General features: G+C 53.8%; 37 protein-coding genes. 35 read left to right on the top strand and 2 right to left on the bottom strand.

Annotated features, from left to right (window positions below):
• The first annotated feature begins 330 nt into the window (after positions 1–330).
• The 5 genes from ABWV33_RS09420 to ABWV33_RS09400 all read left to right on the top strand — a co-directional run bounded on the left by ABWV33_RS09420 (position 331) and on the right by ABWV33_RS09400 (position 2,887).
• A complete protein-coding gene (locus ABWV33_RS09420) occupies positions 331–690 on the top strand; it encodes a hypothetical protein (RefSeq protein ID WP_164618568.1) in 360 nt (119 codons plus the stop codon).
• Between the two features lie 231 nt (positions 691–921).
• On the top strand, positions 922–1,236 hold the full coding sequence (gene rpsJ / locus ABWV33_RS09415) for a 30S ribosomal protein S10 (RefSeq protein WP_108838874.1): 315 nt from the start codon (positions 922–924) through the stop codon (positions 1,234–1,236).
• A gap of 18 nt (positions 1,237–1,254) precedes the next feature.
• A complete protein-coding gene (gene rplC / locus ABWV33_RS09410; RefSeq protein ID WP_164618598.1) occupies positions 1,255–1,980 on the top strand; it encodes a 50S ribosomal protein L3 in 726 nt (241 codons plus the stop codon).
• Complete coding sequence (gene rplD / locus ABWV33_RS09405) at positions 1,977–2,594, top strand: 50S ribosomal protein L4 (RefSeq protein WP_164618566.1); 618 nt, start codon at positions 1,977–1,979, stop codon at positions 2,592–2,594. The genes rplC and rplD overlap by 4 nt, the downstream gene beginning before the upstream one ends.
• On the top strand, positions 2,591–2,887 hold the full coding sequence (locus ABWV33_RS09400; protein WP_113821521.1) for a 50S ribosomal protein L23: 297 nt from the start codon (positions 2,591–2,593) through the stop codon (positions 2,885–2,887). The genes rplD and ABWV33_RS09400 overlap by 4 nt, the downstream gene beginning before the upstream one ends.
• Before the next feature lie 99 nt (positions 2,888–2,986).
• On the opposite strand, the gene ABWV33_RS09395 is transcribed toward ABWV33_RS09400, so the two are convergent.
• Positions 2,987–3,364, bottom strand: a complete 378-nt coding sequence (locus tag ABWV33_RS09395; RefSeq protein WP_353330287.1) for a VOC family protein — start codon at positions 3,362–3,364, stop codon at positions 2,987–2,989.
• Positions 3,365–3,403: 39 nt separating this feature from the next.
• Here ABWV33_RS09395 and ABWV33_RS09390 point away from each other — a divergent pair, with 39 nt between their 5' ends.
• The 23 genes from ABWV33_RS09390 (at position 3,404) to ABWV33_RS09280 (ending at position 15,761) form a co-directional block, all read left to right on the top strand.
• Positions 3,404–3,952 (top strand): winged helix-turn-helix transcriptional regulator, encoded by a 549-nt coding sequence (locus tag ABWV33_RS09390; RefSeq protein WP_353330285.1) that lies wholly within the window; start codon positions 3,404–3,406, stop codon positions 3,950–3,952.
• Positions 3,953–4,124: 172 nt separating this feature from the next.
• Positions 4,125–4,985: an SMP-30/gluconolactonase/LRE family protein gene (locus ABWV33_RS09385; RefSeq protein WP_353330283.1), complete on the top strand. Its 861-nt coding sequence runs from the start codon at positions 4,125–4,127 to the stop codon at positions 4,983–4,985.
• Positions 4,986–5,356: 371 nt separating this feature from the next.
• A complete protein-coding gene (gene rplB / locus ABWV33_RS09380) occupies positions 5,357–6,199 on the top strand; it encodes a 50S ribosomal protein L2 (protein WP_113821517.1) in 843 nt (280 codons plus the stop codon).
• 3 nt (positions 6,200–6,202) lie between these two features.
• Entirely contained in the window at positions 6,203–6,481 is a 279-nt protein-coding gene (rpsS, locus tag ABWV33_RS09375) for a 30S ribosomal protein S19 (RefSeq protein WP_113821516.1), read from the top strand.
• Between the two features lie 3 nt (positions 6,482–6,484).
• Positions 6,485–6,865, top strand: coding sequence for a 50S ribosomal protein L22 (gene rplV / locus ABWV33_RS09370; RefSeq protein WP_113821515.1), 381 nt, complete (start codon positions 6,485–6,487; stop codon positions 6,863–6,865).
• Positions 6,865–7,572 carry a 30S ribosomal protein S3 gene (rpsC, locus tag ABWV33_RS09365; protein WP_113821514.1) on the top strand — a complete coding sequence of 236 codons (708 nt, stop codon included), beginning with the start codon at positions 6,865–6,867 and terminating at the stop codon, positions 7,570–7,572. The genes rplV and rpsC overlap by 1 nt, the downstream gene beginning before the upstream one ends.
• Before the next feature lie 13 nt (positions 7,573–7,585).
• The gene (gene rplP, locus ABWV33_RS09360; protein ID WP_113821513.1) at positions 7,586–7,999 is read left to right on the top strand and encodes a 50S ribosomal protein L16; all 414 of its coding nucleotides are present in this window, start codon (positions 7,586–7,588) and stop codon (positions 7,997–7,999) included.
• Positions 8,000–8,229: 230 nt separating this feature from the next.
• The gene (locus ABWV33_RS09355) at positions 8,230–9,213 is read left to right on the top strand and encodes an NAD(P)H-binding protein (protein WP_353330279.1); all 984 of its coding nucleotides are present in this window, start codon (positions 8,230–8,232) and stop codon (positions 9,211–9,213) included.
• 89 nt (positions 9,214–9,302) lie between these two features.
• On the top strand, positions 9,303–9,923 hold the full coding sequence (locus ABWV33_RS09350) for a 2OG-Fe(II) oxygenase family protein (RefSeq protein WP_353330277.1): 621 nt from the start codon (positions 9,303–9,305) through the stop codon (positions 9,921–9,923).
• Positions 9,895–10,497 (top strand): hypothetical protein, encoded by a 603-nt coding sequence (locus ABWV33_RS09345; protein WP_353330275.1) that lies wholly within the window; start codon positions 9,895–9,897, stop codon positions 10,495–10,497. The genes ABWV33_RS09350 and ABWV33_RS09345 overlap by 29 nt, the downstream gene beginning before the upstream one ends.
• A gap of 76 nt (positions 10,498–10,573) precedes the next feature.
• A complete protein-coding gene (locus tag ABWV33_RS09340) occupies positions 10,574–10,834 on the top strand; it encodes a hypothetical protein (RefSeq protein ID WP_353330273.1) in 261 nt (86 codons plus the stop codon).
• Between the two features lie 196 nt (positions 10,835–11,030).
• Positions 11,031–11,237, top strand: a complete 207-nt coding sequence (gene rpmC, locus ABWV33_RS09335) for a 50S ribosomal protein L29 (RefSeq protein ID WP_353330271.1) — start codon at positions 11,031–11,033, stop codon at positions 11,235–11,237.
• Positions 11,238–11,250: 13 nt separating this feature from the next.
• A complete protein-coding gene (gene rpsQ, locus ABWV33_RS09330) occupies positions 11,251–11,481 on the top strand; it encodes a 30S ribosomal protein S17 (RefSeq protein ID WP_113821508.1) in 231 nt (76 codons plus the stop codon).
• Positions 11,482–11,583: 102 nt separating this feature from the next.
• Positions 11,584–11,952, top strand: coding sequence for a 50S ribosomal protein L14 (gene rplN, locus ABWV33_RS09325; RefSeq protein WP_113821507.1), 369 nt, complete (start codon positions 11,584–11,586; stop codon positions 11,950–11,952).
• Between the two features lie 2 nt (positions 11,953–11,954).
• Positions 11,955–12,266 carry a 50S ribosomal protein L24 gene (gene rplX, locus ABWV33_RS09320; protein WP_113821506.1) on the top strand — a complete coding sequence of 104 codons (312 nt, stop codon included), beginning with the start codon at positions 11,955–11,957 and terminating at the stop codon, positions 12,264–12,266.
• Positions 12,259–12,819 carry a 50S ribosomal protein L5 gene (gene rplE / locus ABWV33_RS09315; protein WP_113821505.1) on the top strand — a complete coding sequence of 187 codons (561 nt, stop codon included), beginning with the start codon at positions 12,259–12,261 and terminating at the stop codon, positions 12,817–12,819. The genes rplX and rplE overlap by 8 nt, the downstream gene beginning before the upstream one ends.
• A gap of 17 nt (positions 12,820–12,836) precedes the next feature.
• Complete coding sequence (gene rpsN, locus ABWV33_RS09310; protein ID WP_113821504.1) at positions 12,837–13,142, top strand: 30S ribosomal protein S14; 306 nt, start codon at positions 12,837–12,839, stop codon at positions 13,140–13,142.
• Between the two features lie 13 nt (positions 13,143–13,155).
• Complete coding sequence (gene rpsH, locus ABWV33_RS09305; protein WP_113821503.1) at positions 13,156–13,548, top strand: 30S ribosomal protein S8; 393 nt, start codon at positions 13,156–13,158, stop codon at positions 13,546–13,548.
• 12 nt (positions 13,549–13,560) lie between these two features.
• Positions 13,561–14,094, top strand: coding sequence for a 50S ribosomal protein L6 (rplF, locus tag ABWV33_RS09300; protein ID WP_113821502.1), 534 nt, complete (start codon positions 13,561–13,563; stop codon positions 14,092–14,094).
• 11 nt (positions 14,095–14,105) lie between these two features.
• Positions 14,106–14,465, top strand: coding sequence for a 50S ribosomal protein L18 (gene rplR / locus ABWV33_RS09295; RefSeq protein WP_113821501.1), 360 nt, complete (start codon positions 14,106–14,108; stop codon positions 14,463–14,465).
• Positions 14,466–14,581: 116 nt separating this feature from the next.
• Positions 14,582–15,145, top strand: a complete 564-nt coding sequence (gene rpsE, locus ABWV33_RS09290) for a 30S ribosomal protein S5 (protein WP_113821500.1) — start codon at positions 14,582–14,584, stop codon at positions 15,143–15,145.
• Between the two features lie 12 nt (positions 15,146–15,157).
• Positions 15,158–15,346, top strand: coding sequence for a 50S ribosomal protein L30 (gene rpmD / locus ABWV33_RS09285; RefSeq protein WP_037311717.1), 189 nt, complete (start codon positions 15,158–15,160; stop codon positions 15,344–15,346).
• A 199-nt stretch (positions 15,347–15,545) separates the two neighbouring features.
• A complete protein-coding gene (locus tag ABWV33_RS09280) occupies positions 15,546–15,761 on the top strand; it encodes a DUF1127 domain-containing protein (RefSeq protein ID WP_113821499.1) in 216 nt (71 codons plus the stop codon).
• Positions 15,762–15,812: 51 nt separating this feature from the next.
• Here ABWV33_RS09280 and ABWV33_RS09275 read toward each other — a convergent pair whose 3' ends face one another.
• Entirely contained in the window at positions 15,813–16,952 is a 1,140-nt protein-coding gene (locus ABWV33_RS09275) for an adenylate/guanylate cyclase domain-containing protein (protein ID WP_353330265.1), read from the bottom strand.
• 238 nt (positions 16,953–17,190) lie between these two features.
• Here ABWV33_RS09275 and rplO point away from each other — a divergent pair, with 238 nt between their 5' ends.
• The 7 genes from rplO (at position 17,191) to rplQ (ending at position 22,448) form a co-directional block, all read left to right on the top strand.
• Complete coding sequence (gene rplO, locus ABWV33_RS09270; RefSeq protein WP_113821497.1) at positions 17,191–17,664, top strand: 50S ribosomal protein L15; 474 nt, start codon at positions 17,191–17,193, stop codon at positions 17,662–17,664.
• Positions 17,665–17,773: 109 nt separating this feature from the next.
• Entirely contained in the window at positions 17,774–19,138 is a 1,365-nt protein-coding gene (gene secY / locus ABWV33_RS09265) for a preprotein translocase subunit SecY (protein WP_113821496.1), read from the top strand.
• Positions 19,135–19,710, top strand: coding sequence for an adenylate kinase (locus tag ABWV33_RS09260; RefSeq protein ID WP_113821495.1), 576 nt, complete (start codon positions 19,135–19,137; stop codon positions 19,708–19,710). Before secY ends, ABWV33_RS09260 begins: the two co-directional genes overlap by 4 nt.
• A 272-nt stretch (positions 19,711–19,982) precedes the next feature.
• Positions 19,983–20,351, top strand: coding sequence for a 30S ribosomal protein S13 (gene rpsM, locus ABWV33_RS09255; RefSeq protein ID WP_113821494.1), 369 nt, complete (start codon positions 19,983–19,985; stop codon positions 20,349–20,351).
• Between the two features lie 15 nt (positions 20,352–20,366).
• Positions 20,367–20,756, top strand: a complete 390-nt coding sequence (rpsK, locus tag ABWV33_RS09250; RefSeq protein ID WP_085794095.1) for a 30S ribosomal protein S11 — start codon at positions 20,367–20,369, stop codon at positions 20,754–20,756.
• A 116-nt stretch (positions 20,757–20,872) separates the two neighbouring features.
• A complete protein-coding gene (locus tag ABWV33_RS09245; RefSeq protein ID WP_113821493.1) occupies positions 20,873–21,889 on the top strand; it encodes a DNA-directed RNA polymerase subunit alpha in 1,017 nt (338 codons plus the stop codon).
• Between the two features lie 139 nt (positions 21,890–22,028).
• Entirely contained in the window at positions 22,029–22,448 is a 420-nt protein-coding gene (gene rplQ, locus ABWV33_RS09240) for a 50S ribosomal protein L17 (RefSeq protein WP_121998167.1), read from the top strand.
• The last annotated feature ends 40 nt before the right edge of the window (positions 22,449–22,488 follow it).

The raw sequence follows: 22,488 nt of genomic DNA, 5'->3' as shown, positions 1-22,488 counted from the left end.
CACGGTGAAACATTAGAAAAGGCCGCTCAATTGGGCGGCCTTTTTTGCTTTTGCTGGCTGGCAATGAGTTGTGGAAGGAGAAAGCTCCGGCAGGGGGCAACCATATAACTTCCTCACTGCAGCTGTTCCTTTGTTACGCCTAGCTTGGCGTAGGATGTTGCCTTTGTCGTTACGACACAGAAACACCGACTGCCTAAATGCGCCTTCCCAAAGTGCTGTAACAGCATAACAAATTCTTTTGACGACGGAGCAGCTGAGATCTAGGCTTCAAGTAACGATTGCATACCTTTCAACATCGCGTTGGCATTACACACGAACTGGGAGCTCTAAATGAGATACTTTACGGCAATAATTTCGGCAATTTCTCTTCTTATGGCATTCGGTTTTGCCGATTTGGCAATGGCTAAAGACAAGGGCGGTAAGGCCAAAGGCAAGAAAGTACAAATCGACGGCAAGCCAGGGAAGGGAGCTAAAAAAATTCCACCTGGGCAGGTTAAACGCTACACTCGCGGGGCAAAGCTTCCTAGTGATCTAAAGTATACCAGCATTGACGACCTGTCGAAATGGAAGCTCAAGTCTCCTGGGAATGGCAATCGTTATATTCGGGTCGATGATGAAATTTTAGAGGTATCGAACGATCTTTCAACTGTAGTCGACGCTGTGGGAATTGTTGGAGATTTGCTGAAGTAGCAATACTTCTGTATCTCACCGGTTGTCTGGGCTACCCAAATTGGATGCAAACCGATCAGATCGGCCCAATTTCAAATACCCTCTTGTCACGTCCCGGTTACGGGCGTATAGCGCGCAAGTTCTCATGAAGAACATGGAGGCGGGGTGATTCCCGTCTTTCGGGTTCGAAGAGGGGCTGCGATGAGCGCAGGCCCTTCCTCTCAATCCTAATGCCTAGATAAGGGCTAATAAATGCAAAGCCAAAATATCCGTATTCGGCTGAAGGCGTTTGACTACCGTGTGCTGGACGCCAGCACACAGGAAATCGTCAACACAGCCAAACGGACCGGTGCCTCTGTTCGTGGACCGATCCCGCTGCCGAACAAAATCGAGAAGTTCACGGTTCTCCGTGGTCCTCACGTTGACAAGAAATCCCGCGATCAGTTCGAGATCCGTACGCACAAGCGTCTGCTCGACATCGTTGATCCGACCCCCCAGACCGTGGACGCGCTGATGAAGCTCGACCTGGCCGCTGGTGTGGACGTCGAGATCAAGTTGCAATCGTAAGATCGGAGGGTAATGAATATGCGCTCTGGTATTATCGCAAAAAAAGTCGGCATGACCCGTGTGTTCATGGAAGACGGCAAGCAGATTCCTGTGACCGTACTCCAGTTGGACGCCTTGCAGGTTGTGTCTCAACGTACCGCTGACAAAGACGGCTACACTGCTGTTCAGCTCGGCGCTGGTACACCTAAAGTTAAACGCGTTTCAAAAGCGATGCGTGGCCACTTTGCAGCGTCGAAAGTTGAGCCCAAGCGTAAGCTGGTTGAATTCCGCGTTTCCGAAGATGCCCTGATCGAAGTTGGCGCTGAAATCTCAGCCGAGCACTTCCTCGAAGGTCAGAAAGTTGACGTTTCGGGCACATCCATCGGTAAAGGTTTTGCCGGTGCGATGAAGCGCTGGAACTTCGGTGGTCTGCGCGCGACACACGGTGTTTCGATCTCGCACCGTTCGCACGGTTCGACAGGTCAGTGTCAGGATCCCGGTAAGGTTTTCAAAGGCAAGAAAATGGCTGGTCACATGGGCGCTGCCCGTATCACCACTCAGAACCTTGAAGTTGTAAAAACTGATGCGGACCGTGGCCTGCTGCTCATCAAAGGTGCCGTTCCCGGTTCCAAAGGTGGTTGGGTTACTGTCAAAGACGCTGTGAAAAAGAAGGCCCCTGAGGGTCTGCCTTTTCCCGCAGGTCTGAAAGCGGCTGCAACCGAAGCTCCGGCTGAAGAAGCTGCTGCGGAAGGTGGTGAAGCATGAAACTTGATGTGATCAATCTCGACGGCGGTTCCGCCGGCAACATCGAGCTGGACGCAGAACTGTTCGGTCTCGAAGCACGTGCGGACATCCTGCACCGTGTGGTCCGCTGGCAGCGTAACAACGCGCAGGCCGGTACCCACAAGGTAAAGACCCGCTCGGAAGTCAAATACTCGACCAAGAAGATCTATCGCCAAAAAGGCACCGGTGGCGCACGCCACGGCGCTCGCTCGGCACCGATCTTCCGCGGTGGTGGTATCTACAAGGGTCCAACCCCACGTAGCCACGGCCACGAGCTGACCAAGAAATTCCGTAAGCTGGGTCTGCGTCACGCGCTGTCCGCTAAAATGGCTGCGGGTGAGCTGGTTGTGATCGAGAACGCCGACACCGAAGCCAAAACATCCGCTCTGGCCAAACAGGTTGCAAACCTGGGTTGGAAGCGCGCTTTGGTTATCGACGGCGCGACCGTGAACGAAGGCTTCTTGAAAGCTGCGCGCAACATTGAAGGTCTGGATATCCTGCCGACAATGGGCGCAAACGTTTATGACATTCTCAAGCGTGACACACTCGTGATCACCAAAGCGGGTGTCGAAGCATTGGAGGCTCGCCTGAAATGAGCGCTAAAGCAGAACACTACGATGTGATCCGCAAGCCGATCATCACCGAGAAGGCCACAATGGCGTCTGAAAATGGCGCAGTGGTTTTCGAAGTCGCGATTGACAGCAACAAACCTCAGATCAAAGAAGCGGTTGAATCGCTCTTTGGTGTTAAGGTCAAAGCGGTCAACACTACGATCACCAAAGGTAAAGTGAAGCGTTTTCGCGGCCAGCTCGGCAAGCGTAAAGACGTGAAAAAAGCCTATGTGACCCTTGAAGAAGGCAACACAATCGACGTGTCCACCGGACTCTGAGATTAGCTTTTCGGTAAGAAAAGAAGGCCCTCGCGAAAGCGGGGGCCTTTTTCTATGGATCATACTTGGAATGGCTAGCATGGCTGTAAGGCATTCTGGTTAAGACCCGCCTGTCAAATCCTCAGCAAGCATGAGCGCGTTTCCATCGGGGTCGTAAAAAGTTGCTGTTTTGACCATGCCTTCAACGACATCTGTTTCGCCATCAAATTTTACGTTGGCCTGCTCTAATGTGTGCCTTGCAGTGTCCAGATCGTCTGTTCCAAAAACAGGGACGCAATTGCCAGGGGCCGGTTTTGTATGCTCGCCAAGGCCAATCGTTACGCCAGTTGTGTTTGTTTGAAGCTCGGACCAGCCCGCCTCGTCTGCGTGGTAGATAACCGCAAACCCCAGCATGCTTTGATACCATTCGGCGCTTGAGTGGCGATCTTTGACTGAGAACGCGATGGTGATGGTTTCATTTAACGAAATAGGTGACATGGTCTTTCCCTATGCTCTAAAATATACTAACTATACTTTATGGACATAAAATTGTTTGTCAATGTCACCTCAAGAGCATGGGCGCTGCCGATACTCGCGAATATGCACGCAGGTGTCGCTGGGCGGCGGGCGCCGCTGTTGGCTGCTACTGGAGCAGGTAGAACCGCGTTTGCGCAAAGCATGGACCATCTCATTGAGTTGGGTCTTGTGGAACGTAATCCGGGTTACGGGCATCCACTACGTCCAGAATTTCGACTAACGTCTCTTGGGATAACGGCGGCGGCTTTCGCAGGCAAAATTCAGTGTGTATCGGCTGACGAAGATCAAGACTTGCTACGTCGTTCATGGACATTACCGGTACTGTCATCGCTTCGCGCGCCGAGCCACTTTAATGACATCAAGCGTAACCTACCGCCCATTACGGATCGTGCGTTGTCGCAATCCTTGAAGGCAATGGAGGCGAGGAGTTGGGTCTGCCGTTCTGTTGATGAGGTCGCTCGCCCACCTAGATCTCTTTATCGCGCCATAAACACCGGGGGAGCGATAAGTAGGGTAACCGCCTCTGAAATTAGTTTTAAGCGAGAATAGAGGGTCTTGGCGAAAGCGGAGCCCTTTTTTGTTTAGGTGGACCTGAATATTGCTAGAGCTTCTTGCGTAATGGTTTTGTGGTCTGCCTAGAGGGTGTTTGTTGCAAATTGGGTCACCGGTTTGGGGGATCAGCCTGTGTTTGCTATAGTGGTCCCTTGTCGCGGAGGCACTCATGCAACATCGGAAATCAGAATCTTTAGTCGAAGGCCTTTGTTTTGGGGAAGGTCCTCGCTGGCGGAACGGACGGCTTTGGTTTTCGGATATGTACGGGTACAAGATTTTTTCGGTGGATTTAGCTGGTGAAATTGAAACGATCACCGAGGTCCCAAAGCAGCCAAGTGGGCTCGGATGGTTGCCGAATGGCGATCTGCTTTTTGTGTCAATGCTGGACCGGCGTATCATGCGTTTAGGCCCCGATGGGACAAAGGTCCATTCAGATCTTAGCGAACTGATAGAGCATCCTTGCAATGATATGATCGTTGATGCCGTTGGGAACGCGTACGTGGGCAACTATGGTTTCGATCTCGATTTGGTGATGAAGGGCGAGGGTCGCCCGCAGGAAACACATCTCGTTTGTGTAACGCCCGAAGGGGATGCTTTCAAAGTAGGTGATCCGTTACTTTTCCCAAATGGAATGGTCATCACGCCTGATGGAGGAACGTTGATCGTGGCAGAAACCTTTGGCGCCCGGCTAACGGCTTTTGATCTATCTGTATCGGGAGAGCTAACAAATGGTAGAATCTGGGCAAGCATAGAGGGAATTCATCCAGATGGTATTACACTGGATGCGGACGGTGCAATTTGGATTGCTTCGCCCAGAGCAAAATCAGTTTTTCGGGTTGCCGAAGGGGGGCAGATCTTGGAGGCCATCGAACTCGAGCAAGATTGTTTCGCCTGTATGCTTGGGGGCGAGGATGGGAAAACCTTGTTTATGCTTACGGCTGGAACATTCGACGGCAAGGAAAGCAAAGAACGCAAAACAGGTAGAGTTGAAGTCGTTGCGGTCGATGTTCCCAAGGCAGGGTTGCCTTAGGCTTTTGCCAAGAAAAGAAGGGATGTGCGACAGATATTTTCCTATATGATCGGGTTCTCGCACGCGCATTATTTCAAGCTGATAAATGTTCTGTGGAAACGTCTACTCAGATGGCGAGATTTTGTGGTCTTTCTATAGACTCGCCCCTTGTTCCCTGCTACGTCGCATCAATCGCGCAGCCTCGGATTCGTTCCGGGGCTCTTGATTTTGGAATCGGGGACCTTCGGGGCCCTACACGTCAGGCACCTTAGTAGTCGGTTTCTTTATGAAGCTTGCGGAAGGGGGCCTTTAACATAGCTGGACCAAAGACAACAACCTAAGGTCTGGCAGCGGTGGGGGAACCCGCCGTAGCTAAACGGAAGACAGAAAGCATGGCACTTAAGTCGTATAAGCCGACGACGCCAGGCCAGCGTGGGCTGGTGCTGATCGACCGTTCGGAGCTCTGGAAAGGACGCCCCGTCAAAGCCCTCACTGAGGGTCTGACGAAATCGGGTGGCCGGAACAACACCGGACGGATTACCTCGCGTCGTCGTGGGGGTGGGGCCAAGCGCCTCTACCGGATCGTTGACTTCAAACGGAACAAATTCGATGTAGCGGCAACCGTTGAACGGATCGAGTATGACCCGAACCGGACCGCATTCATCGCACTGGTCAAATACGAAGACGGTGAGCAGGCATACATCCTGGCGCCTCAGCGTTTGGCTGTTGGTGATCAAGTGCTTGCATCGGCTAAGGCCGACATCAAGCCTGGTAACGCAATGCCTTTCTCTGGCATGCCTATCGGTACCATCGTTCACAACATCGAAATGAAGCCCGGCAAAGGCGGTCAGATTGCCCGCGCAGCTGGTACCTATGCTCAGTTCGTTGGTCGTGATGGTGGTTATGCTCAGATCCGTCTGAGCTCGGGCGAATTGCGCCTGGTCCGTCAGGAATGCATGGCCACCGTTGGTGCCGTGTCGAACCCAGACAACAGCAACCAGAACTACGGTAAAGCCGGTCGTATGCGCCACAAAGGCATTCGTCCGTCGGTTCGTGGTGTTGTTATGAACCCGATCGATCACCCACACGGTGGTGGTGAAGGTCGTACCTCTGGTGGTCGTCACCCGGTTACTCCTTGGGGTAAGCCGACCAAAGGTGCCCGCACCCGTAACAAGAACAAAGCGTCGCAAAAGCTTATCATTCGCTCGCGTCACGCCAAGAAGAAGGGACGTTAATCTATGTCTCGCTCTGTATGGAAAGGTCCTTTTGTCGATGCTTACGTGCTTAAGAAAGCCGAAGCAGCGCGCGAGTCGGGCCGCAAAGATGTCATCAAAATTTGGTCGCGTCGTTCCACCATTCTGCCCCAGTTCGTGGGTCTGACATTTGGTGTGTACAACGGCCATAAACACATTCCAGTCAACGTCTCGGAAGACATGATCGGTCAGAAGTTCGGTGAATATTCGCCAACTCGCACCTATTATGGTCACGCCGCTGACAAAAAAGCGAAGCGGAAGTAAGTCATGGGCAAGGAAAAGAACCCCCGCCGCGTGGCAGACAACGAAGCAATGGCAAAACTGCGCATGCTCCGTACCAGCCCGCAAAAGCTGAACCTGGTTGCCGCGATGATCCGTGGCAAGAAAGTTGATCGTGCATTGACCGATCTGACTTTCTCGAACAAGCGGATCGCAGCAGACGTGAAGAAGTGCCTTCAGTCCGCAATCGCTAACGCCGAGAACAACCACAATCTGGACGTTGACGAGCTGATCGTTGCCGAAGCCTATGTGGGTAAGAACATGACCATGAAGCGCGGTCGTCCGCGGGCTCGTGGCCGGTTCGGCAAAATCTTGAAGCCGTTCTCGGAGATCACCATCACGGTGCGTCAAGTTGAGGAGCAAGCCTAATGGGTAATAAAGTTAATCCGATTGGCATGCGCCTTCAGGTCAACCGCACCTGGGACAGCCGCTGGTATGCTGACACCAAAGATTACGGCGATCTTCTGCTCGAAGATCTCGCGATCCGCGATTTCATCAAAGATGAGTGCAAGCAGGCCGGTATCGCACGTGTGATCATCGAACGTCCGCACAAAAAGTGCCGCGTTACGATCCACACTGCACGTCCTGGTGTAATCATTGGCAAAAAAGGCGCGGACATCGAAACGCTGCGCAAAAAAATTGCCGTGATGACAGACAGCGAACTGCACCTGAACATCGTCGAAGTCCGCAAGCCGGAACTTGACGCTGCTCTGGTCGGCGAGTCCATCGCTCAGCAGCTGGAACGTCGTGTATCTTTCCGTCGCGCTATGAAGCGTGCGGTTCAGAACGCTATGCGTATGGGCGCCCTGGGTATCCGGGTGAACGTCGCTGGTCGTCTGGGCGGCGCCGAAATCGCGCGTACTGAATGGTACCGCGAAGGTCGTGTGCCTCTGCACACACTGCGCGCCGACATCGATTACGCACACGTAGAAGCAAAGACTGCTTATGGTATCATCGGGATCAAGACTTGGATCTTCAAAGGTGAAATCATGGAGCACGACCCGCAGGCACGTGACCGTAAAGCACAGGAACTCCAGGATGGCCCTGCACCCCGTGGTGCTGGCGGTCGTCGCTAAGGGAGGCTGAACAATGCTTCAACCAAAGCGTACTAAATTCCGCAAAATGCACAAAGGCCGGATTGCCGGTCTTGCAAAAGGCGGTTCGGATCTGAACTTCGGCACATACGGCCTGAAAGCGCTCCAGCCAGAGCGTGTGACAGCCCGTCAAATCGAAGCGGCACGTCGTGCCATGACCCGTCACATGAAACGTCAAGGTCGTGTATGGATCCGGATCTTCCCGGACACTCCTGTGACCTCGAAGCCTACCGAAGTCCGTATGGGTAAAGGTAAGGGTTCCGTGGACTATTGGGCAGCCAAGGTTAAGCCTGGCCGCGTAATGTTCGAGATTGACGGCGTAAACGACGACATCGCACGTGAGGCCCTGCGCCTGGCCGCGATGAAGTTGCCGATCAAAACTCGCGTCGTAGTTCGCGAAGACTGGTAAATCGTTCCCTCGTAAGAGTGGACTGTGGACCCCGCCGAGAAATCGGCGGGGTCTTTTTTTTTGAGTTTCTTTTGGGGGCGCAAAAGAAACCCCGTATGTTGTTTCCCGATCTCTTTTTGTCGCGATGGGCCATTCTTTCGAGAGAGCAGCCAGTAGTTTGCGTCAAAATGGAGCGTGCTAATGTGCAGGCGTTCCGAAACACATTGAACAAAACCAGGAGCAATGCCCCAATGTCTCAGCAAACTGTCCTTATCACCTCAGCTACGGGTCGCATTGGCAAAGAGTTGGTTGCACGACTTGCGCGCAATGATGCGATCCGGGTGCGTGCCTGCTATTTCAGCGCCGACAAGGCGGATCAGCTCAAGAGGCTTGGGGCGGACGAAGTCGTGCATTTTGACCTGTCGAATGCCGACACGTGGGCCGCAGCGCTTGATGGGGTCAGCGCGGTTTATTCCGCATCTTTGGACCCAATGTTGGAAGGGCATTTGGCCTTTTGCAAAGAGCTGGGTCGCCGCAAAGCTGATATCAAGCATGTGGTACGTGTCAGCTGCATGGGTGCGGATACCAACACCGCGTCTTATGATGCTGACACCCATGCCTCACGCGCTGGTGCGTCTATTCCTCTGATGCTGCAACACTATTGGTGGGGCGAAAAGGCACTGATCGACGAAGGGTTGACCGTCACCGCGCTGCGCAACAATTTCTTCATGAACCACCTGCTGAAAACAGATTGCGCCTCCATTGCTGCCGAGGGCTGGTTCAGCAACCCGTTGGGCGACATGCGCAATTCGTTTGTTGCGACCCGCGATATTGCAGAGGCGGCAGAGGTGGTGTTGACCGAGGGGCCTGAGCGTCACGGCAACAAGTTCTATGATATTACTGGTCCTGTGCCGCAGTCGATGGCAGAAATTGCAGCAGATCTTGGCCGCGCCATGGATAAAGAGATCGAATACCGTGCCCAGTCGATGGTCGATTTCGAGGCCGATTTTGGCAGCACACGGGCAGAGTTCTTTGAGTACCTGACCAATGGGTTCTACACCCGCTCCAGCCCTGATTTCTATAACCTTACAGGGCACAAACCGACGTCGTACTATGACTACCTCACGACACAAGGGGCCAGTGGCGAAACCGGCCTTGAGGAGCTGTGGCAGGGCAACCTGTGGAAAAAGGGGCAGGATGCCATGAAGGATGCGGTTGAAACGTCAGCGTCTTAAGATTTGCCCTTCTCACTTACCGGTTTGCCTATGGGGAGCCGGTAAACTCCACCCTCGCGCTGACGAGGAAGCTGGGCTAAGACACATCCATGTCACAGATCGAATCCCTCTTTGTTACCCGCCTGTATCGCGCCCGCTTATCCGAGCACGGAAAATCCATCGACCCTCAGGAATTGGAGGCATCGTGTTATTCGATCGCCCAAGATGACGAAGCCGGGCAGGAGTGGTGCGAGAATAACGATTATCCCGGCTACACCAGCTACGCCTCGTTGACGGACCTGCCATGGCGGTTCCCAATCTTTGCGGACATTGTTGAGGCGCTTGATCAGCACGTAGCTAACTTTGCCAAGGATTTGGATTTTGATCTGGATGGGCGTGCGTTGAAGCTCGAAGATCTCTGGATCAATATCCTGCCCGAGGGTGGCATGCACGCCAGCCATATCCACCCCCATTCAGTGATTTCCGGAACGACCTATGTGTCGATGCCCGAAGGCACCAGTGCGCTGAAACTGGAAGACCCCCGATCCGCAATGATGATGGCCGCGCCGATCCGCGTGAAAGATGCGCGGCGCGAGTTAAAGCCGTTCATATATATGAAGCCGGATGTGGGGGATGTGTTGCTGTGGGAAAGCTGGCTGCGCCACGAAGTTCCTATGAACATGGCCGAAGAGGAGCGGATCAGTGTTAGCTTTAATTATCGTTGGGAGTGAAGTGCGTTCATTGGTTGCGCGCGCGCTCAACTCAGTCGCTGTCCTTGCGCTTACGTTCGGAGCTGCAAAGGTTGGGTCTGCACAGGTTATAGATAGACCTGCCTTGGCTCTCGAGATGTTTGAGACGCACTGTCTATCTCTCCTTTACGAGGCTGAGCGCGAAACAGTGATCCCAAATTCAGACTGGGAGGCGTTGAGACTTGATAAGCCGTTGATCGGATCAGTGGGCACCCAGCAGGGCGCGCGCCATCGTTCATCGGGACTAAATTTGGTGATCTCGAGCGCGGATACTGGCTTGGAAAGTTGCGCCATCAATGATCAGGAACGTTTGTTCATGCCGGACGAGCAACTTCGCTTTGATAGCTTAGTCGCTGATTGGGTTCAAAACCGCCTGCCAATGTTGTCACTTTCAAAGAAGGGTGTGTCACCAATCTATGAAGTTTTTGATCGTTGGATTGAGGCTGACGCTAGCGATCCTCGTCTTTTGGGCGTGTATTTACTACGCTACACCAAAGAGTATTCTGGATCCTCGATCTTGAGCTTGGGTTTTAGCTCTGAAACACCGCGTCTATAATTCTGTCTATTCAAGATCGAAATTGACTTAATATGCGCGATTGCCGGTCGTTTAGAGGAAGAGGAACAGATCTGTGGTGGCTTTCATTTTTGGTGGGAATAACGCCTGCCTGTTTCAGGCGATTGATGCGGCGACTCCGTACTTTGGTGTTGGGATGTTGGTGCTGTTCTGTCTGATCCTATATCGCACCGGCTGGAACATGAGGGAAAGCTTTGCCGTGTTGTTTGGCCTGCGCGGGCGTCAGAACACGCCCAAGATCGAGTTGGCAGTGTTGGGTATGACAATCTTGGCGTCGTTTGTGGTTGCAAGTCAGGCATTGGAAGTCTGCACGCTGTAGTGCCTATGATCCGGTGAATTTAGGGTAATTCACCGGTCTGAAACTTTCCCTTGCCCCCCACCGAAACCTCCCCTATAGAGCGTCATCTTGCGGATTCCTTGCCAAGGCAGGGGATTCGTGTGTGCTTCATTCATCCACCAGGTCAAAGGTGACCCTTTAGCGGGGCCTTCTGGTGTTTTGAGAAAAGGAAAAGGCGATGAACGCCAACGAACTGCGTGATAAAACACCGGATCAGCTCCGTGAGGAACTGGTCAACCTGAAGAAAGAGGGTTTCAACCTCCGCTTTCAACAGGCCACAGGTCAGCTGGAAAACACATCAGGTATCAAAGCGGCTCGCCGCAGTGCTGCCCGTGTGAAAACCATCCTGAACCAAAAAGCTGCTGCCGCAGCTTCCGAAGAATAAGGAGCCTGATAGTATGCCCAAACGTATCCTCACAGGCACCGTGACCAGCGACGCCAACGCCCAGACCGTAACAGTCTCGGTTGAGCGCCGTTTCACACACCCCGTTCTGAAGAAAACCATCCGTAAGTCCAAAAAGTACCGGGCTCACGATGAAAAGAACGTCTTCAAGGTCGGCGACTCTGTTCGTATCATCGAATGCGCGCCGAAATCGAAAACGAAACGCTGGGAAGTTCTGGAAGCTTAAGAGACCGAAAGGTCCCATAAGCGACAGGCTGACCAGTTTGTCGAAACCCTGGGAAATAAATCTGCAATGCATCGCAGTGTCCCATAGGTCGGGAGAAACCATATGATCCAGATGCAAACAAACCTGGATGTTGCTGACAACTCCGGCGCTCGCCGAGTTCAGTGCATCAAGGTTCTGGGTGGCTCTAAGCGTAAGTACGCTTCCGTAGGCGACGTTATTGTCGTTTCGGTTAAAGAAGCCATTCCACGTGGTCGCGTTAAAAAAGGTGACGTCCGTAAGGCCGTCGTCGTACGCACCGCTAAAGAAGTCCGCCGTGATGATGGCACAGCGATCCGCTTTGATCGCAACGCTGCTGTTATCCTGAACAACAACAATGAGCCCGTAGGTACACGTATCTTTGGCCCAGTTGTTCGTGAGCTTCGCGGCAAAAACTTCATGAAAATCATCTCGCTTGCTCCGGAGGTGCTGTAACTATGGCTGCTAAACTCCGCAAAGGCGATAAAGTCGTCGTGCTGGCCGGCAAAGACAAAGGCAAAGAGGGTTCTATCACCTCTGTTGACCCGTCTGCAGGCAAAGCAATCGTCGATGGTGTAAACGTCGCTATCCGCGCCACCCGTCAGACCCAGACCAGCCAAGGCGGTCGCATCCCTAAGGCGATGCCGATTGAATTGAGCAACCTGGCACTGTTGGACGCAAACGGTAAAGCAACCCGCGTCGGCTTCCGCATGGAAGGTGACAAGAAAGTGCGCTTCGCCAAGACCACAGGGGACGTGATCGATGCTTGATTCCGCAACCTACACACCCCGCCTCAAGGCACAGTACCGCGAAACCATCCGCGCTGCGCTGAAAGAAGAGTTCGGTTACAAGAACGACATGCAGATCCCTGGTCTGGAAAAAATCGTTCTGAACATCGGCTGTGGTGCAGAAGCTGTTAAAGACTCCAAGAAAGCCAAATCGGCTGTTGAGGATCTGACAGTGATTGCTGGTCAGCGCGCTGTGTCAACAAAAGCAAAGAAATCAATCGCTGGTTTCCGCGTTCGTGAAGACATGCCGTTGGGTGCCAAGGTCACTCTGCGTGGCGACCGGATGTTCGAATTTCTCGACCGTCTGATCACCATCGCGATGCCTCGCATTCGTGACTTCCGTGGTGTTAAGCCTTCTTTCGACGGTCGTGGCAACTTTGCCATGGGCATGAAAGAGCACATCGTGTTCCCAGAAATCGACTTTGATAAAGTTGATGAAACTTGGGGCATGGACATCGTAATTACCACCACAGCGAATACCGACGCTGAAGCTAAGGCACTGTTGAAAGCTCTCAACATGCCGTTCAACGCTTAAGCGCGGGAGGAAAAGACATGGCTAAAAAAGCAATGATCGAGCGCGAAAAGAAGCGCGAGCGCCTGGTGGCAAAATACGCTGCCAAACGCGCTGAGCTGAAAGCGATCGTAAGTGACGAGTCCAAGCCGATGGAAGAGCGTTTCCGCGCTTCCTTGAAGCTGGCAAAATTGCCGCGCAACAGCTCGGCAGTTCGTTTGCACAACCGCTGCCAGCTGACCGGCCGTCCTCACGCTTACTACCGTAAGCTGAAGATCAGCCGTATTGCTCTGCGGGACCTGGGCTCTTCTGGCCAGATCCCCGGTATGGTGAAATCGAGCTGGTAAGGGAGAGACAGATATGAACGATCCTATCGGCGATATGCTCACCCGCATCCGTAACTCGCAACTGCGTGGCAAATCCACTGTCATGACTCCAGCTTCTAAGCTGCGGGCATGGGTTCTGGACGTGCTGGCAGACGAAGGTTACATCCGCGGTTACGAAGCAATGACTGGTGCAGATGGCCATCCGGCTATCGAAATCAGCCTCAAGTACTACGAAGGCGAACCTGTAATTCGTGAAGTGAAGCGGGTTTCTAAACCTGGCCGTCGCGTTTACATGGGCGTCAAAGACATCCCATCCGTCCGTCAGGGCTTGGGTGTGTCGATTGTCTCCACCCCTCAGGGTGTGATGTCGGATGCCAAAGCGCGCGCAGCCAACGTTGGCGGCGAAGTGCTCTGCACCGTCTTCTAAGGAGGTCTATCGATGTCTCGTATTGGTAAAAAACCGGTCGAACTGCCCAGCGGCGTTACCGCCTCTGTGTCCGGCCAGACCATCGAAGTTAAGGGCCCGAAAGGGACCCGTAGCTTCTCAGCCACTGATGATGTGAGCCTCGCTGTCGAAGACAACGTTGTGACCATCACTCCTCGCGGCTCGTCCAAGCGTGCCCGTCAGCAGTGGGGCATGTCCCGCACCATGGTTGCGAACCTCGTAACCGGCGTGACCACCGGCTTTAAAAAAGAGCTGGAGATCCAAGGTGTTGGTTACCGGGCTCAGATGCAGGGCAACACCCTGAAGCTGAACCTCGGCTTGTCGCACGACGTTGACTACACCGCTCCTGAAGGTGTCACCGTTACTGCACCGAAGCAGACTGAAATCGTTGTCGAAGGCAATGATGAGCAGCTGGTCGGTCAGGTTGCCGCAAACATTCGCGCATGGCGTAAGCCCGAGCCCTACAAAGGCAAAGGCATTCGTTACAAAGGCGAATTCATCTTCCGTAAGGAAGGCAAGAAGAAGTAAGGACCAGCAAAATGGCAAACAGCAAAAGAACCCTGTTTCTGAAGCGCCGCTTGCGCGTCCGGAACAAACTTCGCAAGGTCAACGCAGGTCGTCCGCGTCTGTCCGTTCACCGTTCGAACAAGAACATCAGCGTTCAGCTGATCGACGACGTTCGTGGCGTGACTCTGGCAGCCGCATCGACCCTGGAAAAAGATCTGGGCGTCGTTGGCAAGAGCAACGTCGAAGCAGCAACCAAAGTAGGCGCGGCTATTGCCGAGCGTGCTAAGAAAGCTGGCGTTGAAGAAGCATACTTTGATCGCGGTGGTTTCCTGTTCCACGGGAAAGTGAAGGCTCTGGCCGACGCTGCCCGTGAAGGTGGCCTGAAGATCTAAGTCAGTGTGGGCGGTGCTTGCGCCGCCCCGATGATCCGGGGGTTCCGGTTTCGGTCGGACCCACCAGGATTGAGAAATTTTAGGCGCTAGCCGCCTTGTTAGAAGGAATGCCACACATGGCAGAACGTGATAACCGCCGGGGTAACCGTCGTGACCGCGACGAAACACCGGAATTCGCAGACCGCCTGGTCGCGATCAACCGCGTATCAAAAACCGTAAAAGGTGGTAAGCGCTTTGGCTTCGCCGCTCTGGTTGTTGTAGGCGATCAAAAAGGCCGCGTCGGCTTTGGTAAAGGTAAAGCGAAAGAGGTCCCCGAGGCCATTCGTAAAGCCACCGAGCAGGCCAAGCGTCAGATGATCCGCGTGCAGTTGCGCGAAGGTCGGACCCTGCACCACGACATGGAAGGCCGTCACGGCGCCGGTAAAGTCGTTATGCGCACAGCTCCGGAAGGTACTGGTATTATTGCTGGTGGTCCGATGCGTGCAGTATTCGAAATGCTGGGCGTGAAAGATGTTGTCTCCAAGTCGATCGGTTCGCAGAACCCTTACAACATGATCCGCGCAACAATCGACGGCCTCCGCAAGGAATCCAGCCCTCGTTCCGTTGCACAGCGTCGTGGTAAAAAGGTTGCTGACATCCTGCCTAAGCGGGACGAAGCGCCTGCCCAAGCAGAAGCGTAAGGAATCGATCACATGGCAAAAACCATCGTCGTAAAACAGATCGGTTCTCCGATCCGTCGCCCCGCCGACCAGCGTGCTACTCTGGTTGGTCTGGGTCTGAACAAGATGCATAAAACCCGTGAGCTGGAAGATACTCCTTCGGTTCGCGGCATGGTCAACAAGATCCCGCATCTGGTTGAGATCATCGAAGAGCGCGGCTAAGCGCTGGGTCGAACCCCGACAAGATTAGAAAACGCCCTTGGGAAACCGAGGGCGTTTTTTGCTTTGCTGCGAGTGCATAGCGGCTAGACCAGAACGTCGGTTGCTGACGCGCTGTCCTGACCCTATCTGCGGTTGGTCACAGAAAACATGGACAACGTAACACTGGGAATACGTCCCAGCAGTAGATAAGGAATATAACATGGCAATCGCTCAAGCACCCGCATCCTCAGGCCTCTCATTCTCAGCACGTCTGAGCGCGTTTTTCCAAGGCTTCAAAGAATCCCGCGTAAAGCGTATCGCTTACCGTCAAACAGTTTCCGAGCTGTCGTCGATGAGTGATCGTGAATTGCACGATTTGGGATTCAGCCGGTATGAAATTCAGTCGATGGTTCATCGTCACGTTTACGGTATGTGAACCTAGACAATAGATGTTAGTGAGCCCCCAGTTTCTGGGGGCTTTTTGCGTTCAGGGCGCAAAAATTTCCTGAGGTGCGGACAAACCCTTTAGGGTCACAGTATCTAAAACGTCGTTCGAATTGGGCAAACGATCTGCAAACGCTTTGGAGCAGAGAACGGGCTGAGATAATCTGGGGCACAACGCTTCGACTCGGGCTGCGACGTTAACGGCTTGTCCCATGACTGTGAAATCGAGACGCCGCTCTGAACCGACATTGCCATAGGATACGCGCCCGTGATGCAGGCCCACGCCAAAGTCTGTCGCTAAGGGCTGATCCGCATTGCGTGCCATTTCATGCGCAGCATGAGCCGCAGCCAAAGCATTGATACAGGTTCTCTCTCCGAGTTCAGACTCTGAAAAAATCGCGAGAACACCATCGCCCATGAATTTGAGAATCTCGCCACCGTGTGCTGTGACTGCCTGATCTATGAGTTCAAAGTAGCGATTGGCTAAGCTTAGCGCCTCTGACGCGGGGAGAGTGCTGCTCAACCCGGTCCAATTTCGTAGATCCGAAAAAAATACAGCCGCATCCAATTGCTCAACATGTCCGCGCGTGATTTCGCCACCCAAAACGCGTTGTCCGCTGCGTTGTCCCAAATAAGCCTCGGCAATCGCGCTGGAGAGGTAGTTCAGGCGATAGACTTCGACGATGGGCGTCAAACCAAGCGCTATTCTGTTGAAGGCGGCGATGTCTGTTTCAGAAAAACCGCTGGCGCGATCCGTTACAAACACGGCAATACCACCACCTTTCCCCGAGAAACGCAGCGGCACCCCATAATAGTCGGATGCCCCCCGGGCGTGCAGTTCGTGAAAGGCGTCATGGTCCGTCGGGCTGAGCGAGATCAAGCTCTGCCGCAGCGGTTGGCTGGTTTCGCGAATGACGGCCATGGGGCTGCCGATATAGTCATTGCGCTTTTCCAACCCGTGCGAGGCTTCTTGCGGTTCAATTGACCCACTGTCACGTTCCCAGATCGCGCTGGAGGCCGCAACAAGAGGGTGAATAGTGCGGATCGCCAATCGAAATCTCCAGATTGGCACGCCGATGTCCAACATTTCCTTTCCCAACGCCTTGGTGGCGGCATCAAGATCAGGAAGAAAGCGCCCATCGGTCAGGAGCCAATCCAAAATGTCTGTGTCTTTCCACGTCATTCAAATGCATCCCGTTAGGATGAGATTGAGAGTAGCAGAAACTTGGCGCTTTGGAACATTTGTGGCACGACTCGAGGGATTCAAACGGCAAAGGTCAACCAAGTGGGATCTGACTTGATCCTGGTAAGTGGAAGGTCTATACGCGCCCGGTGGCTGTACGAGTCACAGAATCAAAATCAAGAAATGCCGTGGTTGACCCATTCGCTTCGAGGGTCACATCCGGCTTAGGAGAAGCGATATGAAACTTCATGAACTGCGCGACAATGCCGGCGCAACCAAACCTCGTAAACGCGTTGCACGTGGTCCTGGTTCCGGCAAAGGTAAAACAGCTGGCCGTGGTATCAAAGGTCAGAAATCCCGTTCGGGTGTGGCAATCAACGGCTACGAAGGCGGTCAGATGCCCTTGTACCAACGTCTGCCAAAGCGCGGCTTTAACAAGCCAAACCGCAAAGAATTCTCTGTTGTTAACCTGGGCCTGATCCAGAAGTTCGTTGATGCAGGCAAAATCGATGCGACCGCAGCGATCACCGAAGATGCGATGATCGCATCCGGCCTGATCCGCCGTAAATTGGACGGAATTCGCGTTCTGGCCAAAGGCGAAGTTACTGCAAAGTTGAATCTCGAAGTCACTGGTGCCTCGAAAGCTGCTGTAGAAGCGGTTGAGAAGGCGGGCGGCTCACTGAAGGTCACATCTGCTGCAGCAGCAGAGTAACTGCTTGTGAGCGGCGACGATGCCGCTTACATAGTTCTCAGTTTTCCAATTTGACGCCGCCCGAGCCGGAAAACGGTTCTGGGCGGCGTTTTCATAAGAGAGACCGATAATGGTATCAGCAGCAGAACAAATGGCGGCCAATACAAGCTGGTCAGCCCTTGGCAAAGCCACCGATCTGCGCAACCGCATCCTGTTTACTCTCGGGTTGTTGATCGTCTACCGCTTGGGGACTTTTATTCCCGTACCAGGTATCGACGGTGTTGCGCTGCGCGAGTTCATGGAGCAAGCGGGGCAGGGCATCGGCGGTATGGTTTCGATGTTTACCGGGGGCGCATTGGGCCGCATGGGTATCTTTGCCCTTGGCATTATGCCCTATATTTCGGCGTCGATCATTGTTCAGCTGATGACGGCCATGGTGCCGCAACTTGAGCAGCTCAAGAAAGAAGGCGAACAGGGTCGTAAGAAGATCAACCAATATACTCGTTTCGGTACTGTGGCATTGGCCACTGTGCAGGCCTATGGGTTGGCTGTTTCGCTCGAATCAGGTGATCTGGCGACAGATGCCGGTCTCTACTTCCGCTTTTCGACCATGATTACACTGGTTGGCGGTACAATGTTCCTGATGTGGCTGGGTGAACAAATCACTGCACGCGGCATCGGGAATGGTATCTCTTTGATCATTTTCGTCGGCATCATTGCCGAAGTCCCAGCCGCTTTGGCGCAGTTCCTGGCCTCGGGTCGTTCGGGCGCAATCAGCCCTGCCGTGATTCTGTTGGTCATTGCGATGGTTCTGGTGACAATCACTTTTGTGGTGTTCATGGAGCGCGCTCTGCGCAAGATCCACATCCAGTACCCGCGCCGTCAGGTCGGAATGAAGGTCTATGACGGTGGCTCAAGCCACTTGCCTGTCAAGGTTAACCCGGCCGGTGTTATCCCTGCGATATTTGCCAGCTCGTTGTTGCTTCTGCCTGTGACGATCTCGACCTTCTCAGCAGGTGCTGCAAACGGTCCCGTTATGTCTTGGCTGTTGGCCAATTTCGGACCGGGCCAGCCGCTGTATCTGCTGTTCTTCGTTTCGATGATCGTCTTCTTTGCGTATTTCTATACCTTCAACGTTGCGTTCAAGCCGGATGATGTCGCGGACAACCTAAAGAACCAGAATGGCTTTGTTCCGGGGATCCGCCCGGGTAAGAAAACCGCTGAATATCTCGAGTATGTTGTGAATCGGATCTTGGTCATGGGCGCGGCTTATCTTGCAGCAGTTTGTTTGTTGCCCGAAATTCTGCGCGGCCAATTTGCGATCCCGTTCTATTTCGGCGGTACCTCCGTTCTGATTATTGTCTCTGTAACCATGGATACCATCCAACAAGTTCAGAGCCACCTGTTGGCGCACCAATACGAAGGGCTGATTGAAAAGTCCCAACTGCGCGGTAAAAACAAAAAACGCGCTAGGAAGGGACCTGCTCGTCGATGAATATCATTCTATTGGGCCCGCCAGGCGCGGGCAAAGGCACTCAGGCGCAGCATTTGGTCGATGCACGTGGCATGGTTCAGCTGAGCACCGGTGACATGTTGCGTGAAGCCAAAAGCAGCGGCACCGAAATGGGCAAGCGCGTTGCCGAAGTCATGGACAAGGGCGAACTCGTCACTGATGAGATCGTCATTGGCCTGATCCGCGAAAAGCTAGAGCAGGGCGCCGAGGGCGGGTTCATCTTTGATGGGTTCCCGCGCACTTTGGCGCAGGCCGACGCTTTGGGTGAGCTGCTGGCGGAAAAGGGCGAGAGCCTGGAATGCGTAGTCGAATTGCAAGTTGACGACGAGACGCTTGTGAAGCGCATCGTTAACCGTGCTGCCGAAGCCGTTGCAGCAGGCAAGGAAGCACGCGCAGACGACAACGAAGACAGCGTGCGTATCCGCCTGATGGAATACTACAAAAAGACCGCGCCGTTGATTGGGTACTATCACGCCAAGGGCGATCTGCGCCCGGTCGACGGTCTGGCTGACATCGATGATGTTACTGCATCTATCGCAGCGGTTCTTGGCTAGAGTTTTCCCTGCACTACAGAGAAATCGTGTCTGGATCGACCTTTCGAACCAGACACTTGCCCTTTTCGCTGGGTTCCGTACCGGCAGGGCTTGACGATATTTCCAAAACTCTCTACGCACCCACATCCCCTAGGGGAATCAAACGCGTGGATGGGATTCGCTCATCCCGCAAGACTACCTCGAGATACTTGGCCAATGGTGTTCGCATCCGGTCTGGTGTTGTGAAAAAAGGTTCCGGTGTTACGGAACCGCAACCAAAAGGAAAGTGACACGTGGCACGTATTGCCGGCGTAAACATCCCCACTGCAAAGCGGGTACCAATCGCCCTTACCTATATCACCGGAATCGGTAACACCTCAGCTAAAGCAATCTGCGAAGCTGTTGGCATCGACTCCACCCGTCGCGTCAACGAACTGTCGGATGCCGAAGTTTTGGCCGTGCGTGAGCACATCGATGCAAACTACACCGTCGAAGGTGACCTGCGTCGTGACACCCAGATGAACATCAAGCGTTTGATGGATCTGGGCTGCTACCGCGGTCTGCGCCATCGTCGTAACCTGCCCGTTCGCGGTCAGCGTACCCACACCAACGCTCGCACTCGCAAAGGCCCCGCAAAGGCCATTGCTGGTAAGAAGAAATAAGGGAGGGTTTGATCAATGGCACGCGATAAGACTCGGACCAAGAAAAAAGAGCGCAAGAATATTGCTTCGGGCGTAGCCCACGTAAATTCGTCGTTCAACAACACCAAGATCCTGATCTCTGATGTACAGGGCAACGCGATCTCTTGGTCGTCAGCCGGTACCATGGGCTTCAAAGGCTCGCGGAAATCGACCCCCTATGCTGCTCAGATGGCTGCAGAAGATGCAGGAAAAAAAGCACAGGATCACGGCGTCAAAACGCTGGAAGTCGAAGTTCAGGGCCCCGGCTCAGGACGTGAATCGGCTCTGCGCGCGTTGGCTGCAGTGGGCTTCAACATCACGTCGATCCGCGACGTGACACCGATCGCTCACAACGGCTGCCGCCCACCAAAGCGTCGCCGCGTTTAAGCAATACAAAAGTTTTACTGGGGCCGCGTTATTTGACGCGGCCCCAGTACGCCGTTTGAAACCTCGGGCGTCTGCACCTTTATGGACATGGGGCGCAGACAGGAATGGAGGGACACATGATCCATAAGAATTGGGCAGAACTGATCAAGCCGACCCAGCTGGACGTTAAGCCGGGCAACGACCCTGCGCGTCAAGCGACTGTGGTCGCTGAACCGCTTGAGCGGGGCTTTGGTCTGACACTGGGCAACGCCCTGCGTCGCATCTTGATGAGCTCGCTGCAAGGCGCGGCCGTCACCTCCGTTCAGATTGACAACGTTCTGCATGAGTTCTCCAGCGTTGCTGGTGTGCGCGAGGACGTCACTGATGTGATCCTGAACCTCAAGCAGGTTTCGTTGCGCATGGAAGTCGAAGGGCCCAAGCGCCTGTCGATCAATGCCAAAGGCCCCGCCGTTGTTACCGCTGGTGACATCAGCGAGAGCGCTGGCATTGAAATCTTGAACCGCGACCATGTGATCTGTCACTTGGACGATGGTGCCGACCTGTTCATGGAACTGACAGTGAACACAGGCAAAGGCTACGTTTCGGCTGACAAGAACAAGCCAGAAGACGCGCCTATCGGCCTGATCCCGATCGATGCGATCTATTCGCCGGTTAAAAAGGTTTCGTATGACGTTCAGCCGACCCGTGAAGGTCAGGTTTTGGACTATGACAAACTGACCATGAAAGTTGAAACTGACGGTTCGATCACGCCTGACGATGCAGTTGCCTACGCCGCGCGCATTCTGCAGGACCAGCTGTCGATCTTCGTCAACTTTGATGAGCCTGAATCCGCAAGCCGTCAGGACGAGGACGATGGTCTCGAGTTCAACCCGCTTCTGCTCAAGAAAGTGGACGAGTTGGAACTGTCTGTGCGTTCTGCGAACTGCCTCAAGAACGACAATATCGTCTACATCGGCGATCTGATCCAGAAGACCGAAGCAGAAATGCTGCGCACGCCGAACTTTGGCCGTAAGTCTCTGAACGAGATCAAAGAAGTTCTGTCCGGCATGGGTCTGCACCTTGGCATGGACGTTGAGGACTGGCCGCCCGACAACATCGAAGATCTGGCGAAAAAGTTCGAAGATTCGTTCTAAGAATTCGGGGGAGGGCACATGCGCTCCCCCAATCAATGCCCGGTCAGCCGGGGAAGACATGGGCGATCCTGCCCCAAGGAGAGGGACTGACCCGCATCGGTCTCCAGACAAAGCACAAGCTTAAGTTAGGACTAATAAAATGCGTCACGCACGTGGATACCGCCGCCTGAACCGTACACATGAGCACCGTAAAGCTCTGTTTGCTAACATGGCTGGCTCGCTCATCGAGCACGAGCAGATCAAAACAACTCTGCCAAAAGCAAAAGAATTGCGCCCGATCATCGAAAAGCTGATCACTCTGGGCAAGCGCGGCGACCTGCACGCCCGTCGTCAGGCGTCCGCACGTCTGAAAGAAGACCAGTATGTTGCGAAATTGTTCGACATCCTGGGCCCACGGTACAAAGACCGTCAGGGTGGCTATGTTCGCGTTCTGAAAGCTGGTTTCCGTTACGGTGACATGGCGCCTATGGCGATCATTGAATTCGTAGACCGTGATCGTGATGCAAAAGGCGCAGCCGACAAGGCACGCACTGCAGCTGAAGAAGCCGCTGCAGAATAAGTTCAAAGTGGCAATTGCCGCTTTTGGGGCCCATGCTCAG

The organism is Phaeobacter sp. NW0010-22 (assembly GCF_040365955.1).
In the GTDB taxonomy this organism is placed as follows: domain Bacteria; phylum Pseudomonadota; class Alphaproteobacteria; order Rhodobacterales; family Rhodobacteraceae; genus OMPR01.
The sequence above is the reverse complement of the archived record's forward strand: the minus strand, read 5'-3'. Positions and strand labels throughout refer to the sequence as shown.

Excerpts from the sequence above, each read along its gene's own strand:
- ABWV33_RS09420 (WP_164618568.1), top strand. The coding sequence starts at position 331 with ATGAGATACTTTACGGCAATAATTTCGGCAATTTCTCTTCTTATGGCA.
- rpsJ (WP_108838874.1), top strand. The coding sequence starts at position 922 with ATGCAAAGCCAAAATATCCGTATTCGGCTGAAGGCGTTTGACTACCGT.
- rplC (WP_164618598.1), top strand. The coding sequence starts at position 1,255 with ATGCGCTCTGGTATTATCGCAAAAAAAGTCGGCATGACCCGTGTGTTC.
- rplD (WP_164618566.1), top strand. The coding sequence starts at position 1,977 with ATGAAACTTGATGTGATCAATCTCGACGGCGGTTCCGCCGGCAACATC.
- ABWV33_RS09400 (WP_113821521.1), top strand. The coding sequence starts at position 2,591 with ATGAGCGCTAAAGCAGAACACTACGATGTGATCCGCAAGCCGATCATC.
- ABWV33_RS09395 (WP_353330287.1), bottom strand. The coding sequence starts at position 3,364 with ATGTCACCTATTTCGTTAAATGAAACCATCACCATCGCGTTCTCAGTC.
- ABWV33_RS09390 (WP_353330285.1), top strand. The coding sequence starts at position 3,404 with ATGGACATAAAATTGTTTGTCAATGTCACCTCAAGAGCATGGGCGCTG.
- ABWV33_RS09385 (WP_353330283.1), top strand. The coding sequence starts at position 4,125 with ATGCAACATCGGAAATCAGAATCTTTAGTCGAAGGCCTTTGTTTTGGG.
- rplB (WP_113821517.1), top strand. The coding sequence starts at position 5,357 with ATGGCACTTAAGTCGTATAAGCCGACGACGCCAGGCCAGCGTGGGCTG.
- rpsS (WP_113821516.1), top strand. The coding sequence starts at position 6,203 with ATGTCTCGCTCTGTATGGAAAGGTCCTTTTGTCGATGCTTACGTGCTT.
- rplV (WP_113821515.1), top strand. The coding sequence starts at position 6,485 with ATGGGCAAGGAAAAGAACCCCCGCCGCGTGGCAGACAACGAAGCAATG.
- rpsC (WP_113821514.1), top strand. The coding sequence starts at position 6,865 with ATGGGTAATAAAGTTAATCCGATTGGCATGCGCCTTCAGGTCAACCGC.
- rplP (WP_113821513.1), top strand. The coding sequence starts at position 7,586 with ATGCTTCAACCAAAGCGTACTAAATTCCGCAAAATGCACAAAGGCCGG.
- ABWV33_RS09355 (WP_353330279.1), top strand. The coding sequence starts at position 8,230 with ATGTCTCAGCAAACTGTCCTTATCACCTCAGCTACGGGTCGCATTGGC.
- ABWV33_RS09350 (WP_353330277.1), top strand. The coding sequence starts at position 9,303 with ATGTCACAGATCGAATCCCTCTTTGTTACCCGCCTGTATCGCGCCCGC.
- rpmC (WP_353330271.1), top strand. The coding sequence starts at position 11,031 with ATGAACGCCAACGAACTGCGTGATAAAACACCGGATCAGCTCCGTGAG.
- rpsQ (WP_113821508.1), top strand. The coding sequence starts at position 11,251 with ATGCCCAAACGTATCCTCACAGGCACCGTGACCAGCGACGCCAACGCC.
- rplN (WP_113821507.1), top strand. The coding sequence starts at position 11,584 with ATGATCCAGATGCAAACAAACCTGGATGTTGCTGACAACTCCGGCGCT.
- rplX (WP_113821506.1), top strand. The coding sequence starts at position 11,955 with ATGGCTGCTAAACTCCGCAAAGGCGATAAAGTCGTCGTGCTGGCCGGC.
- rplE (WP_113821505.1), top strand. The coding sequence starts at position 12,259 with ATGCTTGATTCCGCAACCTACACACCCCGCCTCAAGGCACAGTACCGC.
- rpsN (WP_113821504.1), top strand. The coding sequence starts at position 12,837 with ATGGCTAAAAAAGCAATGATCGAGCGCGAAAAGAAGCGCGAGCGCCTG.
- rpsH (WP_113821503.1), top strand. The coding sequence starts at position 13,156 with ATGAACGATCCTATCGGCGATATGCTCACCCGCATCCGTAACTCGCAA.
- rplF (WP_113821502.1), top strand. The coding sequence starts at position 13,561 with ATGTCTCGTATTGGTAAAAAACCGGTCGAACTGCCCAGCGGCGTTACC.
- rplR (WP_113821501.1), top strand. The coding sequence starts at position 14,106 with ATGGCAAACAGCAAAAGAACCCTGTTTCTGAAGCGCCGCTTGCGCGTC.
- rpsE (WP_113821500.1), top strand. The coding sequence starts at position 14,582 with ATGGCAGAACGTGATAACCGCCGGGGTAACCGTCGTGACCGCGACGAA.
- rpmD (WP_037311717.1), top strand. The coding sequence starts at position 15,158 with ATGGCAAAAACCATCGTCGTAAAACAGATCGGTTCTCCGATCCGTCGC.
- ABWV33_RS09280 (WP_113821499.1), top strand. The coding sequence starts at position 15,546 with ATGGCAATCGCTCAAGCACCCGCATCCTCAGGCCTCTCATTCTCAGCA.
- ABWV33_RS09275 (WP_353330265.1), bottom strand. The coding sequence starts at position 16,952 with ATGACGTGGAAAGACACAGACATTTTGGATTGGCTCCTGACCGATGGG.
- rplO (WP_113821497.1), top strand. The coding sequence starts at position 17,191 with ATGAAACTTCATGAACTGCGCGACAATGCCGGCGCAACCAAACCTCGT.
- secY (WP_113821496.1), top strand. The coding sequence starts at position 17,774 with ATGGTATCAGCAGCAGAACAAATGGCGGCCAATACAAGCTGGTCAGCC.
- ABWV33_RS09260 (WP_113821495.1), top strand. The coding sequence starts at position 19,135 with ATGAATATCATTCTATTGGGCCCGCCAGGCGCGGGCAAAGGCACTCAG.
- rpsK (WP_085794095.1), top strand. The coding sequence starts at position 20,367 with ATGGCACGCGATAAGACTCGGACCAAGAAAAAAGAGCGCAAGAATATT.
- ABWV33_RS09245 (WP_113821493.1), top strand. The coding sequence starts at position 20,873 with ATGATCCATAAGAATTGGGCAGAACTGATCAAGCCGACCCAGCTGGAC.
- rplQ (WP_121998167.1), top strand. The coding sequence starts at position 22,029 with ATGCGTCACGCACGTGGATACCGCCGCCTGAACCGTACACATGAGCAC.